The following is a 15,706-nucleotide window of genomic DNA, read 5'->3' on the forward strand; positions in this document are numbered from 1 at the left end:
TTAATCGTCCTGATGTGGGAAAAGAGTATTATCTATGAGGTCACACAGACAATTTACAGTAAGAAGATGAACTTCTTGAATTCGAACACTTCGTTGGGATGGAATACGAATTTCAACATCTTGGGGGCCAAGTAAACCCGCGAGTTCCCCTCCGTCATAGCCTGTTAAGGCGACAATTGTCATGTCTCTAGTGACTGCAGCTTCAACAGCTTTAATAATATCACTGCTATTACCATGGGTTGAAATTGCCATCAAAACATCGCCATGCTGGCCTAATGCTCTAACTTGTTTCGCATAAATTTCAGAAGGTTGCTTACTACCCGAAATGGCAGTTAACACGGCATTATCGGTATTAAGTGCTAAAGCGGGTAAGCTAGGGCGCTCGGTTTCAAAGCGATGGATCATACTCGCAGCAAAACGTTGTGCGGTAGCAGCGGAAGCGCCATTACCACAACATAAAATTTTGTTGCCATTAAGTAAAGACTGAACCATCATCATCGCGGCTCTTGAAATGGCATCAGGCAGCGCTTCAGCGGCTGCTATTTGAGTTTGGATGCTTTCAGTAAAGCAAACTTTTATTCGGTCTAGCACGAGTTTTTCCTTTGTCGCCTCGATATAATTCAAATCATTTTGTGTATTACCATTATATTTGAATTATAGCGTTGTTGACTGCATGAACAGTGTATAAAGCTGACTATCTTATCTGTTAATAAACATCATTTTCGTTGAATGCATTTTGTACCCAGTCAAATCGGTTTCCCGTGATGGCACAGATATCAAAACGGCATGCGCTAGTTTCAAAACTTTCTTGTCTTTTTGAGAGCCAAATTTTAGCAGCAGCTAATAGTTTTCGACGTTTGTGCCAGTTTACTGATAAAAGTGCATCTCCATAGTCACAATTTTTGCGAAAACGAACTTCAACAAATACCCAACCTGTATTATCTCGCATGATGAGGTCGATTTCTCCGCCTCGGTTCCTTGCATTACGTTCGACAAATGTTAATCCCTGTTGTTGCAGGAAAGCGAGTACTTGGTTCTCATAGTACCGGCCTGTTAACCATTGTATGGCTTTTGGCATAATTTTCATGACGTCCTTGTCTGAAAAAAAGTGAAGTATTGAATGATGCTATTGCGCCGAAACCACTTTACCTTGTTTAAATTGCAGCCAAGGTAATTCTCGGTACACCACACAGTTTGGTGTTGTGCTTAAGATCCCGGATGCGCCATTGATACGAAATTGCCCAGATTGTTGCAGCTTGTCGTAATTGTTGGCTAAAGACCATGCATCAATACCCATGGCATATAAACGGAATAAAGAGTAATCATTACTCAGCTTTTGTTGAGCTTGTTTACGTAAGTTATTGTTTGCGCCTGCGAGTAAAGGGATTTCGCTAAATTTAACGCCATCCATTTCAAAGCGATAGTCTGCACCAGACCCTGCTTGGTTACTACGGGAGCTTGTATAAAGCGCAGGACGAGAGCGGGAGCTAATCGCCATTTCAATCATTGGTTTGATTAAGGTGAGCTCATCACGAGTAGCAACAATATAAACGCTGTCAATCGCCCCTGTTGAATCGATATATTGTGGATCTATTGATTGTGTATCTATCGACTGTGTACCCGCATTCACTGGCGTTCCAGTCATACGGATCCCTGTACCACGATTAATTGACTCTTTTAAAGAAGGGACTGAGCCAAAGGTTTGCATTAGAACGGTCCCGCCGCCTTTTTCTTGCCACCCTTGGGCAAAGGCTTTGGCTATCCTATCACCGAAAGCATTAGCGGGAACTAATACCAATGGCATTTGCTTGCCCTCAGCTTTCATGTAAGCCGCCGCATTTTGTGCTTCATCTTCTGGCGATAATGAAAAATAGCAAAGATTTGGTCGAGGCTGTAATTGGTTCGCATCAAGTTCATTGAGCGCGAGCACACTAACAGGTGCCCCCATTTGGGTAATGGTTTGAACATCACTTTTTAATAATGGCCCAACAATGAGATTAAAGCCTTCATTTTTTGCTTGTTCAATAAGCTCAGGCATTTGCTTGTTTGTCGTATCAAACACCTTGACGCTTTGGGTGTTCACAGGGGCGGCATCGATACGCAAAGCGGATGTCACTACATCGCTATCGCTAGTAGTAGGGGCATTACCTGTGGTTGCCGCAACTTGTTCATAGATTTGGTCGAGGACATCATTTCCACTACTCGCTGGTGTTACGGCAGCTTGAGGGGCAGACCCTTGAGGTAGGCCTTTTTGCGCATCCATAAAGCCTTGCATGATCGCTTGGCCAAATACTTGCCCTTGGCCACTCATGGGTAAAAATAAAGCAATCTTAGGGGTTTTACCCACTTGAGGTATCATGGCTTGCTGCAAAAGAGTCGGCGTTGTCGTCACTGCTGGGTTATTTGAATAACGCATTTTCCAATCGTTATAGCCAGCGAGTAAGGCATCTGTGTCATCTCGGTTATTTTGATAAATATCTAAAAGATCGACCCAGCCTTGGAGAATATTTTCATCGGCACCAACGCCATGAATTTGTTCTGGCGTTAACTGTGTTAACATCTGCCATAACCCATCAATATTAGCTTGGCGTTCAGCGGCTGTTTTTAATAAAGGTTCTTGGCTAATGTAGGCGCGTATCGCCTCCATTGAAGGCTTACCTTGTGCAGCATCGATGATTGCTTGGTAATGGCTAGCATTATCAGATGTGCTTTGCTCAGGCGTTTTTTGGGTTGACGGAAAATATTCCGAGACAATTTGGCACCCTGACAGTGCAAATGTGGACAGCATTGCTGTGCACATTAACCCTTTTTTCAAATGCAAAAAAATTGAAGGACGCATACTGTATCCAATGGTGTATTTTTCAATTGCTTAATTTTAAACCGGCTATTTGGATGAAACAATGAACCAACCTAATCAAGCTGTGGTTATGGCATCCACGCTGTATATCGTTCCTACCCCAATTGGTAATATGAAGGATATCACGCAACGCGCGTTGGATGTTCTTAAACATGTTGACCTTATTGCTGCAGAGGACACTCGGCATTCAGGCATTCTATTACAGAATTTTGCGATAAATGCACGGTTGTTTGCTCTGCATGATCATAATGAACAGCAAAAGGCAGATCAATTAATTAGTCGACTTCAACAAGGCGATAGTATCGCATTAGTCTCCGATGCTGGTACACCTTTAATTAATGATCCGGGTTATCATCTCGTCAATCGTTGCCGCGAAGCGGGTATTCGAGTTGTACCTTTACCGGGGCCTTGTGCCGCTATCACTGCGTTATCTGCCGCAGGTTTGCCCTCAGACCGTTTTTGTTATGAAGGATTTTTACCCGCAAAAACAAAAGGCCGTAAAGATGTTTTACAATCACTCGAACAAGAAACTCGCACGCTGATTTTCTATGAATCAACCCACCGTTTGTTAGACAGTTTAGCAGATATGGTGGAAGTCTGGGGACCGGAGCGCCATGTTGTTTTAGCGCGAGAAATCACTAAGACGTGGGAGTCCATTGAAGGCCGCCCCGTAGGGGAGTTGCTCGCTTGGGTAAAAGAAGATGAGAATCGTCACCGCGGCGAAATGGTGTTAATTGTTGAAGGGTATAAGAAGCCTGAAGATGATTCTGCAATTTCACCGGATGTGGTTCGTACCTTGAATTTATTACAAAAAGAGTTACCACCGAAAAAAGCGGCTGCAATCACGGCTGAAATTTATGGCCTCAAGAAAAATATGTTGTATAAATTGATGCTTGATAATCAAGCTGATGAATGATTCTTGAGCAAATAGACGAGTTCATTTATATAAGTGGTAAATGAAAGTCGTTAGAGTCTGTACAAGACACAGTAAAGTGCCTATAATTCGCCGCGGAGTTGGCCAGACAACCGCTGCTTTATCGTAGTCCCTTCGGGAGACGGGTAGAGGGGAGGAAAGTCCGGGCTCCATAGGGCAGGGTGCCAGATAACGTCTGGGAGGCGCGAGCCTACGACTAGTGCAACAGAGAGCAAACCGCCGATGGCCTGTTTACAGGATCAGGTAAGGGTGAAAGGGTGCGGTAAGAGCGCACCGCGCGACTGGTAACAGTTCGTGGCACGGTAAACTCCACCCGGAGCAAGACCAAATAGGGGTTCATATGGTGCGGCCCGCATTGAACTCGGGTAGGTTGCTGGAGCCAGTGCGCAAGTGCTGGCCTAGATGAATGGTTGTCCATGACAGAACCCGGCTTATCGGCCAACTCCCTTTTTTCTTCATATTTCGCGCTGTACCTTTGTTGGCTGCATTCAGCCACCTCGGTACAACACGAACTATTTAGAAAAAATCATAATCTTTTTATTTAATATAAAAATATTTCTCTTGTTTGTCTTCACCATTTGCTATGTCAAACCATCTACATCACAACCCTCTGATGCAAATCAATACGCTCTCTGAATATGTAAATAGAATAGTGGTATTTATAATGCATGTTAAAGAGATGTGCGGATATGATAGAAAAACCACGTATAAGGTACCAACGTCGCCCCGGTACAACAGGAGGAAAGCTCCCTTGGAATGATTGGCGAAACGCGTCAACTTGGCGTAAATTTGTACAGGTAACACTGTTAGCAATTAACCTTTATATCGGTATTACTTTCTATTACTGGGTTCGTTACTACGAAACGGGTGGGGCAACGCTTTATCTTCCTCGCCCTGGTGGAATTGAAGGCTGGCTGCCGATTGCTGGGTTAATGAATTTAAAATATACGTTGGAAACGGGCAGCTTTCCTGTCATTCATGCGGCCTCAATGTTTCTTTTAGTTTCTTTTATCGTGATTAGCTTGCTGTTCAAAAAAGCATTCTGTTCATGGATGTGCCCGATTGGCACAATATCAGAGTACACAGGTAAGTTAGGGAAAAAACTCTTTCGTTATCAAAACCAAATCAGTTTACCTAAATGGCTCGATATCCCTTTAAGAGGCCTAAAATATTTATTATTAGGTTTCTTTCTTTATATTGCATTTTCCATGTCTGCGCAGATGATCCAATATTTTATGATGTCCCCTTATGGGATCATTATTGACGTAAAAATGTTGGATTTCTTTCGCTATATTAGCTTATTTGCGCTTATCACTGTGGTCGTTTTAGTGGTGGCAAGCTTGTTTATTCGTAACGCTTGGTGCCGTTATTTATGTCCTTATGGTGCATTATTAGGGCTATTTTCGTTATTTTCACCGTTTAAAATTCGCAGAAATAGGGAAAGCTGCATTGATTGTGGAAAATGTGCGAAAAATTGCCCGTCACGGATCCCTGTCGACAAGTTAATTACGGTAAGAACAGTGGAGTGCACGGGATGTATGACGTGCGTGGAATCTTGCCCTGTTGCATCAACGCTAGATTTTTCATTGCAAGTGCCAACAAAAAAACGTCAGTTTCGGTTATCGGGTATGCTGATGGCCATTTTAACCTTAGCAATTTTATTTATAACCATTGGAATTGCCATGTATTTTGGCGTTTGGGGTAGCCCAGTGCCTGATAATTATTGGTTTCATATTATACCGAATGCAAGAACGATAGGTCATTAACTCATAGTAAAAAATCCCCCGCTCATATTTGATGAGTGGGGGATTTATTGTTCTGTCATTGTGACAATGACTTATATTATAACGTCTCGCTTATATTTATTTTCTTACTTACTACTCACTACCGCATCAATTAACCGCTTGCTTAACCATCTGCAATAATTGACGCACATCTTCTGGACGAGTATTGCCCGACTCTTTATCAATGATTGAACTATAAATATGAGGAATGATTTTCTTCACGCCAGCATCGAGGGCAATTTGCAAAATTTCGGCAAAATTATCTAAATCAATACCGCCTGTAGGCTCTAAAGAAAAATCAAATTCAGCACACGCTTTGGCGATGGCTTTATATTCTTCAATATAAGTTAGCCCTTTCATATTAAAGAATTTAACAGAGTCAGCTCCCATGTCTTTAAGCATCATAATGGCAGTTTCAATCGGCACAATGCCATCTGGCGCTTGAGAACTTAGTGGGCCAGTTGAAATTTTAACCATACCAACGGTACCTGTTGGTGAAATCAATGCGTTAACGAAGGTTTCATTTTGGCCTAACAATGCACGGCTAATCGGTGCACCAGTAAAGACTTGGTTTACGTGCTGTGGCTGAACTTCTTTTGAAATCAACGATACCATAGTGGATTGGTTTGGATCGCCAGCACCAAGGCCAACAGATAACGCATTATCCGTTTCTTGTGCATAAATGCGCATATCAGCAATCGCGCTTTCTAAATCAGGGTAATTTTTAGATAAAACACCAACAACAACAAAGGTTTCTGCTGCGGCATAGATATCTTTTGCATTTTGATGGCTGCCCGCCAAAACGTTTAAACAGACACGGTCACGATAAAAATTCGGTGACAATTTCATCTTAAATTCCTTCTACTAACAAACGAATATTCTTTGAAATAACATTAAGTTGCTCAGTACTGACACTACGAATGTCAGCTTCTACTTTTCCTTCGTTGGCTTTGTATTCACGGAAGTAAATCGCGGTATCACCTTGCTTTAATTCAGCCATGATTTGGTAAGTGGTTTTGCCTATCGTTTTTTCATCAAAGCTAATTTCAGTGCGAGCAATATCACGTCCCGCAGCATCCCAGACAATTTGGGCCGAGATACCTTTAATCGCATTTAAATCGCTGATGAATTGACTCATTCGATTGACCATCTCTGCGCCCGTCTCTTTTGTCGCAGTGAGATACTGTTCGATAGCAAGGGTGAGGCCCAAAATACCTTCTTTGCCCACTTTCATCGCACGGCCAATACCTTGGCTTTGGCGTTTTACCCACTCAACATACTGTTTTTTACCGATAACAAGGCCGCTTGTTGGGCCTTCAATCGCTTTTGCGCCACTGTAAATCACAATATCACCACCAGCTTGGTAGTAAGCCGTGAGCTCTTCTTCAGCAGCAGCATCAACAATCAGAGGGAGCTGGTGTTCATGAGCCACTTTGGCGGCTTGTTCAACCGTCAACATGCTTTTTTGTACGGTATGGTGCGATTTGATATACAAAATAGCAGCGGTATTGGGGGTGATTTTTGCAGCTAATTGAGCAGCGTTGCACTCATTAGCAAAACCCGCTTCTACCACTTTACCACCACCTAAGCTCACCATTGTGTCGACAGGGGCTCCAAAGTTAACGTTATGGCCTTTAGGTAAAATAATTTCACGTGGAACCACTTTGTCGGATGAATGCAAATTGAGCAGTAAATCATCGTTATCTTGTACAATGACTGCCGCAACCGCTTGTGCAATACCAGCAGATGCACAGGAAACAACAACTGCAGCTTCAACGTTTAATAGACTAGCAATGTATTCGCCAGTTTTGTTAACTAAGTCTTTAATTTCAAAATAATTATTTAGGCCGTAAGCAACACGTTCGACAACTTCTGGCGTTGGCGTTGAAACACCAAGGATTGTCATGCGGCCAGAAGCATTAATAACGTGTTTTAACTGATATTTATCATAAATCGATTGCATGTTCGGATTCACCTTGTGCATGAATAATGTGTTTTCCACCGACGATAGCGGCCAGCGGTACGAAGCGGTGTGTGCCTATACGCTGTTCGCCTTCTGCATCGGTGAGCTCAGTTTGCTCTTCTTTGAGGTCAAAAAGGGTAATGTCGGCATCAAAGCCTGGCCTTAAATACCCTTTCGCTGGCAAAGATAAGAAATTGGCCGCTTTTTCGGTCACACAGCGAAGCACTTGTTCCGCACTAAAACCCATGCACAGGAATTTAGTCATCACAAAAGCGAGACTATAAACTGGGCCATTAACGCGGTTGCGGTGGTAAATATCTGAACTGATGATGTCAGGGTAAGTGCCGATACGCATTGCTTGTTCGGCAACTTTAAAGCTGAAACTTTCACCACCATGGCCAACATCCAATATGACACCGCGCGCTAAAGCGCGAGCAATTGACGGTTTTAGATAGCCATCTTCGCCTAAAATTTTATTGGGTTTACCGTTAAAGCAGTGAGTGATGATATCGCCGCGCGTCAGTAAGTCAGCGACTTCATCGATATCCGGTGGGTTGTTGCCAATGTGTACCATGAGTGGAAGATGATGTTTTTTTTGCATTTCTTTGGCTTTAACCAGTGGGGCAATGCCATTTTCACCCACCACGCTTTTACTCATACGGGCTTTCATACCAACGACAAAGCCTGAGTGGCGTTCGATAGCGTCTTGAAAGCAGGTTTCATTGATGTTGTTCATATCGGACAGTTCATTTTGTGCAATGATGCCAATACGCGAAATATTCAGTAGAGAAAAGACATTCGTTTTTGATTTCTGGGTGAGCTGATAAAATTTATCAATATCATCAGCACCGACACTACCTGCATCAACCAGTGAGGTAACTCCGCCAGCGGCTCCTGCTAAATCAGGGTCATCGAAGTAAATAGGTGACTCAACAAAGCAATGAGCATGAGAGTCAATCCACCCAGCACTGACATAAGTTTTTCCTTGTAGGTCAATGACTTTTTCGGCTTGCTGATTATTCGCTAACTCAGGGCCTGCCGCTTCGATTTTTCCATCTCTAATAAGAATGTCGATTATGGTGCCATCGATACATTTGCCATGCTTGATGATTAGGGTGTACATAGTTGTCCTCTTTATGATGTCAACCGCAGCGTTGTTGGTTACTCTTATGCTACTCTTTGAACTATTTCGAGCCTGTTTTTAATGATGTTATTTAGTGACCCGGAGCAGATGCTCCGGGAGGATACGAGTTAGGCGACGATTGGGAAGAAATAACCGAACAACATCGCCCCTAAAATTGCCCCGCCGGCAACGGGTTTTTGCCATACATAGAAAATCAATGCGCCAATTAAAGAGCCAATTCCGATTGGAATGGATGCGGCCATCGCGGCTAAAATAATTAGTGGACCTAAGAAACGGCCGGAGGTATTACCCGCGCCCATCATGACGTCAGCACCAAAGGTTGAGTTAGCCTGAGCAATCGTGAATTTGCGTGCAAATACAATCAGTAAGCCGATTAATACGCCAAGGAATAAGCCAGTTATTAACGACATCCAGAAGTTAGTGACTAAAAAATCCCAACCCGCGGCTAAAAATAAGGCGGGAACACCGAGGCCAATACCGGTTTGTAGCGCGCCACCGATATCTAAAATACCTACCAGTGAGCCTTCGATAATCCGAGCAAATAGGAAACTCGCACCAAATGCGGCAACCGCACCATAAACTCCGGTATCTAAGCCCGCACGTAACATGGCGACGAACGCCACTTCGTTAAATGCTCCAAAGCCGTAGACGACATACATGTGGGTACCTGCGAAGATCCCTGCTGATAACAGCCCAACAAAAATCGGGAAGGACCACTCTGCATACCAAAAATCTTGTTTGTTAATTTCAGTTGTCATGATTATTTCCCGCTCAGCAGACCGTGGACGTATTCAAGCCACAATGGTTTATCTAGGTTGAAAGAGGTGATCATCTTCAGGTCGAATTCACGGAAGAAGCCGCTAAGAACAAACAGCAGAACGACTGTTACCATCATTGTGCGAGTGATACGGTTCCAGCCGTTGTCATCAACGCCTTTACCGATCAAGATACCTAAAACTAAACCAGGGATGGCATTACCCATGATTAATTGGGCACAACCACCAAATAGCGTTGCCCAGAAACCTGAACGGCGGCCTGCATCCATAGCGGCTAACCAGAAGATAACAGGCATCACTGTGTTAACGAGCAAGTTTGCGGCAGGCACTAGTACATTAATGGCTGTTGTTTGCAGAGCAGCCGGAACTGCAGAAGCGGTAGTGTTCAAGAAGGCAACAACGAGTGCCCCGATGATGGCACAAGCGATAGCCATTTTTTTCGGGTTATGCAGTGTGTCAGCAACGCTACGGTTTTTGGTTAGTAACGCTGCGGCCCCCCAGTTTGGGATGATGCGGTGGTCAACGTCTTGTGTAAATGCCCCTGCAGCAACTGACGATGCCCATGCGTTAAAGAAGAACCCTAAGCCGAAAGAAAAGTGAGATGCGGGATCGCCTTCACAAGCGTTCAGCTCACCCAATGTACGGAATGCCCCCATGCCCTGTATGGTTGGCGCGTGGAACATACGCGCAGCCCCTGCGCCTAAGCCAAAGCCGCAGAGCCCACCGATGATTAGGGACATACCCAATATTTCTAAAAAAGATGCAGTTTCACTCATGGAATTAACTCCAGACCTGATTGCTATTATTGTTCTGTAAATGGTATTTCGTTGACAGAAAGTAAAGTGACATCCAGCGAAACGTCGAGTACAACACGAAAATGTTCACGTTTGCGTGGCAAAAAGAGAAAGAGAAATTTTTCTGTCCGCGAATGAGAGTGAGCACTAATCACTTCAACATCCTTTGGTTCTATCCGTAGGATGATGTCTGTGCTGTTTTTAAGTACGGTTTTTTGAATTGAATTTAAGGCGTCAGCTATCGCTTTTTGCTTAGTGTCGCCTTGCCCTGTTACCCGCACAACCGTTTCGATAGATTTTTTCATTAAGCGTTGCCGTATTTTTTATTGAATGCTTTTACCAAGCGCTCGCCTAACTCTTCCTTGTCCATAAAACCGAAACCTAATACATTGCAACCGTCTGCAATCGCGGTTTCTCCCTCTTCAATAGAGCGCATCCCATAGCGAGCTTTATAGCCATATTTCGTTTGAGCGGTAATTGCGCCAGCGCCACCACTACCACAAAATGAGATACCTAAATCAGCTTGCTCTGCGTTCATGACATCACCGAGTTTCATGTCAGCAGCGACACCCGGAACAACAACAGCTTTACCACCGGCAGCTTCAACACCTGCAGCCACTTTTTGGCCTTTACCTAAACGGTCACCGATAACAACAACTATCTGTTTCATAAAATATTCTCCAAATCCTACAAAATTAGTAATTAATCATTTGAACGTGCGACTTCAAAGTGAACAGAGAGTAAATAGGTCTCTTCAGGTGCTAAACCGGGAAGTGTGTCAACGACCCGTTGTGCGAGCGTAATCGAATGTTCAGAAATTTCATCGAATAGGCTGATATCGACTTCTGGTAAGGCTTCACCCGTTTTTGCTCTACCGACCATGGCACGTAAATGAGACTCCAACATTTGTTGTTGTACATCTGTGGTATAGCAGCCCTCCTGCTTGAGCCAGTCAGTAATCACTGCTAGCAGTTTTTGTGTCACCTCATCAATATCAAGGTTATGTTCTAACATTTTAAAAACGACAACTGATTCACTCATAACTATTTAAAATCCAAAGTAATATTGCAAGTTAGACTACTCTGTTCCTTCATGTCTTATACATTAGACGCTTATTCGTATTTTTTGCAGGCAGGGAATTTCCACTTGTAAGTGGAAATTTTTTGGAAGCTAATGAGTGTATATTTGGTGTGTTTTTTGTTCTATTTGGAAGTTAAGTGGAAGAATTGACATTAATCAACTCTCTGAAAAGGATGAAAATAACAATACTTTGAATAAAATATGTTATTTATCAATTGATTATTTTTTTAACTAAAAAATGGAAACAAAAAAATGAACTGGAAAGGAAAGTGGAAATTATAAATGGAAATTATTTTACATTAGTTGTAATTGCTTCCACTTAGTCGTTTTGTGTGTAAAACAGGCCGTTTAGGATAGGAAAATATTTGCGAGAGTTGTGGTTAGGATCACGTAAAAATCAGCAACCTCCTCTTTTCCGCTAAAAAGTGGAAGTTGCTATCAAATTAAAGGATACGCGCCAAGCTATCTTTAGCTATCACCTGGAATTCATTGAAATTTTTGACACTGACTAAGCGACGAGTCGTTTTTTCTTTTACAAAGGTAACGAATAAATCATAAATAGCCATTGCTTCTTCATAGTCTGTTTTACTTATCGCGAGTAAGAAAATGACATAAGCGTTCTCTTTGGTTTCTTTATTCCACTCAATGCCTTTGGGGGCGACAACGGTTGCAACTACCGTTTTATTGGCAAGTAGCCCTAAAGAGTGGGGCAATGCAATGCCTTCCCCGAGCAATGTGGAAACAATTGACTCACGCTCTTGCAGTGAAGGGTGAAAATCGGGTGTAACATAGCCTTCTTGCTGTAATTTATGGCAAACCATTTGAAAGAGCGCTTCTTGGCTAATTTTTTCATTAATGACCATGAAGAACCGTTCATCAAAAAAACGCTCGATAATATAAGGGCGAGTTTGGTCAACCATGGCGAGGCGGCCAACTTGCTCTAGCTGATAGGGGGTCGGAAAAGGCGCGATTTTAATGACAGGCTTGTTTTTCTCTGAAATTCGCACCGTGGTAATGACGAAATCTTCAGAGACTTCATCCAAGGACTCGTACTCTTGTAACGTTAACCCTCGGCTAAATTTGAGCTGTGGAAATTCACGCATGATTTTAGATTCAACCACGCGAAACGTGGAGTTTCCTGCATCTGTTACCACCAGTACTTCCGTTTGTCGTATTGAGCCTGCGCCATAATTTCTTTCAAGACTGACACCGATATGCACCGCTAAATAACCTAATTCGTCCTCGCTGATTGGATGAGGGAGTAACTGCTTGCTGGCACTGGTCAATGCGCTCAGTGTGACGTCATAGGCAAAAGGATAATATTGTTTAATATCAGAAAGTAATGGATTTGGTGTGGAAATATGGTATTGCAAGCGAGTGATCAACGCAGCGAGATGCGTATTGAGATCTTTTTTGAGCTTTTCATCGTTACGCAAATCATAATTATATAATTCATTAATATAATTTAAAATATATTCGCATAGCTCATTATGCGTTCCATTTTTTTGCGTGCTAGAGTCTTGGTGACTAATGCGTTGGGCGATAATTTGGTCATGTAAATAGCTAAGTTCTGCCCCTGAAAGGTCATTGCCAAGGAAGTAGATTAATCCTTTGGATATTTCACCACAGGCTTTGCGGATCGCTTCTTCACTGTCATCATCTTTGACAGCGGTGGTGAGTTCATGGCCGCGAGTGATGCGTAAAATAGTGACTGCACAATTAAAAACCAAGTACAAATGCCCTTCATTACTAATACGAATATCAAAGCGATTCATACTGTTATGCAAAACTTTATCGATGTATGTCAGGTCTAAATTATCAAGGCAATCAGGACGGAAAGTGGATAAATCAGGCGTTATCTGTGCGGAATAACGACGCCATAAAGTTTCGGTCATACAAGCTCGAACCGCCCACTCGCTACCGTTTAAACGAATGCCTTGATGAGGAATACTTTCTAACGCAATTTGGTATTTCTGAAGCTGTTCTCGCACCGCGCCCATATCTTGCTGTAATGTACCGCGGCTGATAAACCATTCTTCAGCGATATCATCAAGCTTTACGGGGAGTGATAGCATTAAGAGCTTTAATAGCAGCGCATCAATGCGCTCTTTGCTCGTACGAGGAATATGATTGTCTTCATCATTTTGCTGCGTAAAAGTGGCAAATAGGGCTTCATCTTCAATTTTCAATCGGTAACCACGACCTCGCTCATACACAATATGTGCACTATATGGCTGTATCAATTCATTGATTTCATTGATATCAGAACGAATAGTTCGAGTAGAAACCGAAAAGTTTTTTGCTAATTCGTCTTGAGGCACAACCTCATTAAGAATTTGAGCAAAAATTTGATTATGTCGCTGTTGAGTGAATAGAGCCACGGAAACACCTTTAAAATCAAAACAAAAAAGCATTTGAGCAAGAAAATTACGTGTTTTTTGCTCGCTAATGGCAGGACTCTAACACAAGCGTGTCAATATGTAGGATATGTAAATCATGAAATTTGCGAATCCGTTCGCAAAATTCATGCTGTTATAGCTGGAAGGGGGGAGTTTTTATTCCCCAAGGTCGATTAACAGGCCTCTAAACGGTTTATCTGCACTAATGATGACTTGATTATCGTCTTGGATAAACGCCCCGTCATTGCAATTCATTCCTAACTGCTCGCCTTTTGGTGTACGCAATGTTGCTCCACCATGTATAGATTGAAGGAATGAGTTCCTTCCTTTTAGCGTTATCGATGATGACTCATTGGCTGCCAAATGAATTTGGGTGATCCAAATTTGTTGACGTAATTGAATACTTTGTTCCTCCCCGTCAGGAGATGCGATAAGTTTGTTCTCATTTTCATTAATGGTTATTTTTTGCAAAGGTAACGATTCTTGCTGTGGGCAAGCATTTAGCCAGAGCTGTAAACGCGTTAGCGGTGTTTTGGGACACACATTTTGTTCACTGTAGCTGAGGTCTGGGCGCGGTGAAAAACGCACACATTCACCTTCATTCGCTTGGATAGTATTACCTGAGCTATCACGATACTCCGCATGCCCTTTTAGGATGATATTTAAGATATCGACATGTGGGTAGGTTCTTGGCTGTAATGCATTTTGTGGCGCGATAACTTCTTGATTCAGCACTCTGAGTGTTTTAAAACCCATAAAGTCTGGGTCAAAATAATGACCAAATGAAAAGGAATAACGCGCTTGTAGCCAACCATAATCAGCTTTGCCGCAATGATTAGCGGGTCTTAGTATCATCATAATGGTTAACCCCCTATCGAAAATAAATAAGTTAATAATCTATTGTTATAATAAATAGCTGGACGTTGAATTGTTAGCCAGTTAATCTGTTTCCCTTATTCAAATTTCCTGAAAGAGAAGCTTCATGAGTAAAGAGAGAGCATTAACACTTGAATCATTAAGGGTTATGGATGCAATCGACCGCCGTGGTAGTTTTGCTGCAGCCGCTGAAGAATTGGGGCGAGTTCCTTCTGCGCTGAGTTATACCATGCAAAAATTAGAAGAAGAGCTCGATGTCATTTTATTTGACCGTTCAGGGCATAGAACTAAGTTTACTAATGTCGGTAGGATGTTACTTGATAGAGGGAGGATCCTACTTGAAGCCGCTGATAAGCTAACATCTGATGCAGAAGCCCTGGCAAAAGGATGGGAAACGCATTTAACCATCGTGTGCGAGGCGCTAGTTCCTGCTCATTCTCTTTTTCCGCTGGTGGAACGATTGGCGGAAAAATCAGAAACACAGTTATCTTTAATTACTGAGGTTTTAGCGGGCGCATGGGAGCGCCTTGAAAGTGGTAAAGCGGATATCGTGATTGCCCCTGATATGCATTTCCGATCATCTTCAGAGATTAACTCTAAATCGTTATATACCATTAATCATATTTACGTGGCGAGCCCGGATCATCCCATTCACCAAGAGCCAGAACCGTTATCTGATGCGACTCGAGTGAAGTACCGTGGGATCGCAGTGGCTGATACCGCACGTGAGCGGCCTGTGATAACGGTGCAGTTGTTGGATAAGCAACAACGATTAACGGTGTCGACGATTGAAGATAAACACAATGCACTGTTGGCCGGCCTTGGTGTTGCGACGATGCCGTACCCAATGGTTGAGCAAGATATTCGTGAAGGGCGTTTGAAGGTGGTTGGCGCTGAGTTTAGCCATGAGACGAATATTATTATGGCGTGGCGTAGAGATAGTATGGGGGAGGCTAAGTCGTGGTGTCTCCGAGAGATCCCAAAATTATTTAGAGTGTAAACTCGTTATATTTTGAGCCGTAGGGGTGTTGGCTTTATTGAGTCACCCGAGTCACATACTTATGTATGCTCACGGGATGACTCAATTTGCCGCCTACCT

Annotated in this window: 16 protein-coding genes and 1 other RNA gene; 4 read left to right on the forward strand and 13 right to left on the reverse strand. The window is 42.9% G+C overall.

Going from position 1 to position 15,706, the window contains the following annotated elements; genetic code table 11:
- The 3 genes from diaA to PR809_RS12970 all read right to left on the reverse strand — a co-directional run bounded on the left by diaA (position 1) and on the right by PR809_RS12970 (position 2,839).
- Positions 1–591, reverse strand: a complete 591-nt coding sequence (diaA, locus tag PR809_RS12960) for a DnaA initiator-associating protein DiaA (RefSeq protein ID WP_004908326.1) — start codon at positions 589–591, stop codon at positions 1–3.
- Between the two features lie 115 nt (positions 592–706).
- Positions 707–1,087 carry a YraN family protein gene (locus tag PR809_RS12965; RefSeq protein WP_102137911.1) on the reverse strand — a complete coding sequence of 127 codons (381 nt, stop codon included), beginning with the start codon at positions 1,085–1,087 and terminating at the stop codon, positions 707–709.
- 39 nt (positions 1,088–1,126) lie between these two features.
- A complete protein-coding gene (locus tag PR809_RS12970) occupies positions 1,127–2,839 on the reverse strand; it encodes a penicillin-binding protein activator (RefSeq protein WP_166264329.1) in 1,713 nt (570 codons plus the stop codon).
- 61 nt (positions 2,840–2,900) lie between these two features.
- Here PR809_RS12970 and rsmI point away from each other — a divergent pair, with 61 nt between their 5' ends.
- The 3 genes from rsmI to PR809_RS12985 all read left to right on the forward strand — a co-directional run bounded on the left by rsmI (position 2,901) and on the right by PR809_RS12985 (position 5,557).
- The gene (gene rsmI / locus PR809_RS12975; RefSeq protein WP_166264331.1) at positions 2,901–3,773 is read left to right on the forward strand and encodes a 16S rRNA (cytidine(1402)-2'-O)-methyltransferase; all 873 of its coding nucleotides are present in this window, start codon (positions 2,901–2,903) and stop codon (positions 3,771–3,773) included.
- Positions 3,774–3,867: 94 nt separating this feature from the next.
- An RNA gene (gene rnpB / locus PR809_RS12980) (RNase P RNA component class A) lies at positions 3,868–4,241 on the forward strand.
- A gap of 239 nt (positions 4,242–4,480) precedes the next feature.
- Positions 4,481–5,557 carry a 4Fe-4S binding protein gene (locus PR809_RS12985; RefSeq protein WP_206276421.1) on the forward strand — a complete coding sequence of 359 codons (1,077 nt, stop codon included), beginning with the start codon at positions 4,481–4,483 and terminating at the stop codon, positions 5,555–5,557.
- 126 nt (positions 5,558–5,683) lie between these two features.
- Here PR809_RS12985 and dagF read toward each other — a convergent pair whose 3' ends face one another.
- The 10 genes from dagF to PR809_RS13035 form a co-directional block, all read right to left on the reverse strand.
- Positions 5,684–6,424, reverse strand: coding sequence for a 2-dehydro-3-deoxy-phosphogluconate aldolase (gene dagF, locus PR809_RS12990; RefSeq protein WP_102137907.1), 741 nt, complete (start codon positions 6,422–6,424; stop codon positions 5,684–5,686).
- Position 6,425: 1 nt separating this feature from the next.
- The gene (locus PR809_RS12995; RefSeq protein ID WP_206276422.1) at positions 6,426–7,538 is read right to left on the reverse strand and encodes a DgaE family pyridoxal phosphate-dependent ammonia lyase; all 1,113 of its coding nucleotides are present in this window, start codon (positions 7,536–7,538) and stop codon (positions 6,426–6,428) included.
- Complete coding sequence (locus tag PR809_RS13000) at positions 7,522–8,661, reverse strand: amidohydrolase/deacetylase family metallohydrolase (RefSeq protein WP_166264337.1); 1,140 nt, start codon at positions 8,659–8,661, stop codon at positions 7,522–7,524. The genes PR809_RS12995 and PR809_RS13000 overlap by 17 nt, the downstream gene beginning before the upstream one ends.
- Before the next feature lie 128 nt (positions 8,662–8,789).
- The gene (locus PR809_RS13005) at positions 8,790–9,440 is read right to left on the reverse strand and encodes a DUF4310 family protein (protein WP_206276423.1); all 651 of its coding nucleotides are present in this window, start codon (positions 9,438–9,440) and stop codon (positions 8,790–8,792) included.
- Between the two features lie 2 nt (positions 9,441–9,442).
- Positions 9,443–10,234, reverse strand: a complete 792-nt coding sequence (locus tag PR809_RS13010; RefSeq protein ID WP_102137903.1) for a DUF4311 domain-containing protein — start codon at positions 10,232–10,234, stop codon at positions 9,443–9,445.
- 26 nt (positions 10,235–10,260) lie between these two features.
- Positions 10,261–10,557 carry a DUF4312 family protein gene (locus tag PR809_RS13015; RefSeq protein WP_004258180.1) on the reverse strand — a complete coding sequence of 99 codons (297 nt, stop codon included), beginning with the start codon at positions 10,555–10,557 and terminating at the stop codon, positions 10,261–10,263.
- Positions 10,557–10,922 carry an SFCGS family glycine-rich protein gene (locus tag PR809_RS13020; RefSeq protein ID WP_004258177.1) on the reverse strand — a complete coding sequence of 122 codons (366 nt, stop codon included), beginning with the start codon at positions 10,920–10,922 and terminating at the stop codon, positions 10,557–10,559. The genes PR809_RS13015 and PR809_RS13020 overlap by 1 nt, the downstream gene beginning before the upstream one ends.
- 32 nt (positions 10,923–10,954) lie before the next feature.
- Positions 10,955–11,293, reverse strand: a complete 339-nt coding sequence (locus PR809_RS13025; protein ID WP_102137902.1) for a transcriptional antiterminator — start codon at positions 11,291–11,293, stop codon at positions 10,955–10,957.
- A 482-nt stretch (positions 11,294–11,775) separates the two neighbouring features.
- Positions 11,776–13,746, reverse strand: coding sequence for a BglG family transcription antiterminator (locus PR809_RS13030; protein WP_206276424.1), 1,971 nt, complete (start codon positions 13,744–13,746; stop codon positions 11,776–11,778).
- A 141-nt stretch (positions 13,747–13,887) separates the two neighbouring features.
- Positions 13,888–14,589 carry a pirin family protein gene (locus PR809_RS13035; protein WP_102137900.1) on the reverse strand — a complete coding sequence of 234 codons (702 nt, stop codon included), beginning with the start codon at positions 14,587–14,589 and terminating at the stop codon, positions 13,888–13,890.
- 124 nt (positions 14,590–14,713) lie between these two features.
- On the opposite strand from PR809_RS13035, the gene PR809_RS13040 reads away from it, so the two are divergent.
- Positions 14,714–15,607, forward strand: coding sequence for a LysR family transcriptional regulator (locus PR809_RS13040; protein WP_102137899.1), 894 nt, complete (start codon positions 14,714–14,716; stop codon positions 15,605–15,607).
- Positions 15,608–15,706: the final 99 nt, after the last annotated feature.

Source organism: Providencia sp. PROV201 (assembly GCF_028479545.1).
Classification (GTDB): domain Bacteria; phylum Pseudomonadota; class Gammaproteobacteria; order Enterobacterales; family Enterobacteriaceae; genus Providencia; species Providencia huaxiensis.

Bases quoted from the DNA above. Each gene is read 5' to 3' on its own strand.
- PR809_RS12965 (WP_102137911.1), bottom strand. From the start codon at position 1,087: ATGAAAATTATGCCAAAAGCCATACAATGGTTAACAGGCCGGTACTAT.
- PR809_RS12970 (WP_166264329.1), bottom strand. From the start codon at position 2,839: ATGCGTCCTTCAATTTTTTTGCATTTGAAAAAAGGGTTAATGTGCACA.
- rsmI (WP_166264331.1), top strand. From the start codon at position 2,901: ATGAACCAACCTAATCAAGCTGTGGTTATGGCATCCACGCTGTATATC.
- PR809_RS12985 (WP_206276421.1), top strand. From the start codon at position 4,481: ATGATAGAAAAACCACGTATAAGGTACCAACGTCGCCCCGGTACAACA.
- dagF (WP_102137907.1), bottom strand. From the start codon at position 6,424: ATGAAATTGTCACCGAATTTTTATCGTGACCGTGTCTGTTTAAACGTT.
- PR809_RS12995 (WP_206276422.1), bottom strand. From the start codon at position 7,538: ATGCAATCGATTTATGATAAATATCAGTTAAAACACGTTATTAATGCT.
- PR809_RS13000 (WP_166264337.1), bottom strand. From the start codon at position 8,661: ATGTACACCCTAATCATCAAGCATGGCAAATGTATCGATGGCACCATA.
- PR809_RS13005 (WP_206276423.1), bottom strand. From the start codon at position 9,440: ATGACAACTGAAATTAACAAACAAGATTTTTGGTATGCAGAGTGGTCC.
- PR809_RS13010 (WP_102137903.1), bottom strand. From the start codon at position 10,234: ATGAGTGAAACTGCATCTTTTTTAGAAATATTGGGTATGTCCCTAATC.
- PR809_RS13015 (WP_004258180.1), bottom strand. From the start codon at position 10,557: ATGAAAAAATCTATCGAAACGGTTGTGCGGGTAACAGGGCAAGGCGAC.
- PR809_RS13020 (WP_004258177.1), bottom strand. From the start codon at position 10,922: ATGAAACAGATAGTTGTTGTTATCGGTGACCGTTTAGGTAAAGGCCAA.
- PR809_RS13025 (WP_102137902.1), bottom strand. From the start codon at position 11,293: ATGAGTGAATCAGTTGTCGTTTTTAAAATGTTAGAACATAACCTTGAT.
- PR809_RS13030 (WP_206276424.1), bottom strand. From the start codon at position 13,746: ATGCTTTTTTGTTTTGATTTTAAAGGTGTTTCCGTGGCTCTATTCACT.
- PR809_RS13035 (WP_102137900.1), bottom strand. From the start codon at position 14,589: ATGATGATACTAAGACCCGCTAATCATTGCGGCAAAGCTGATTATGGT.
- PR809_RS13040 (WP_102137899.1), top strand. From the start codon at position 14,714: ATGAGTAAAGAGAGAGCATTAACACTTGAATCATTAAGGGTTATGGAT.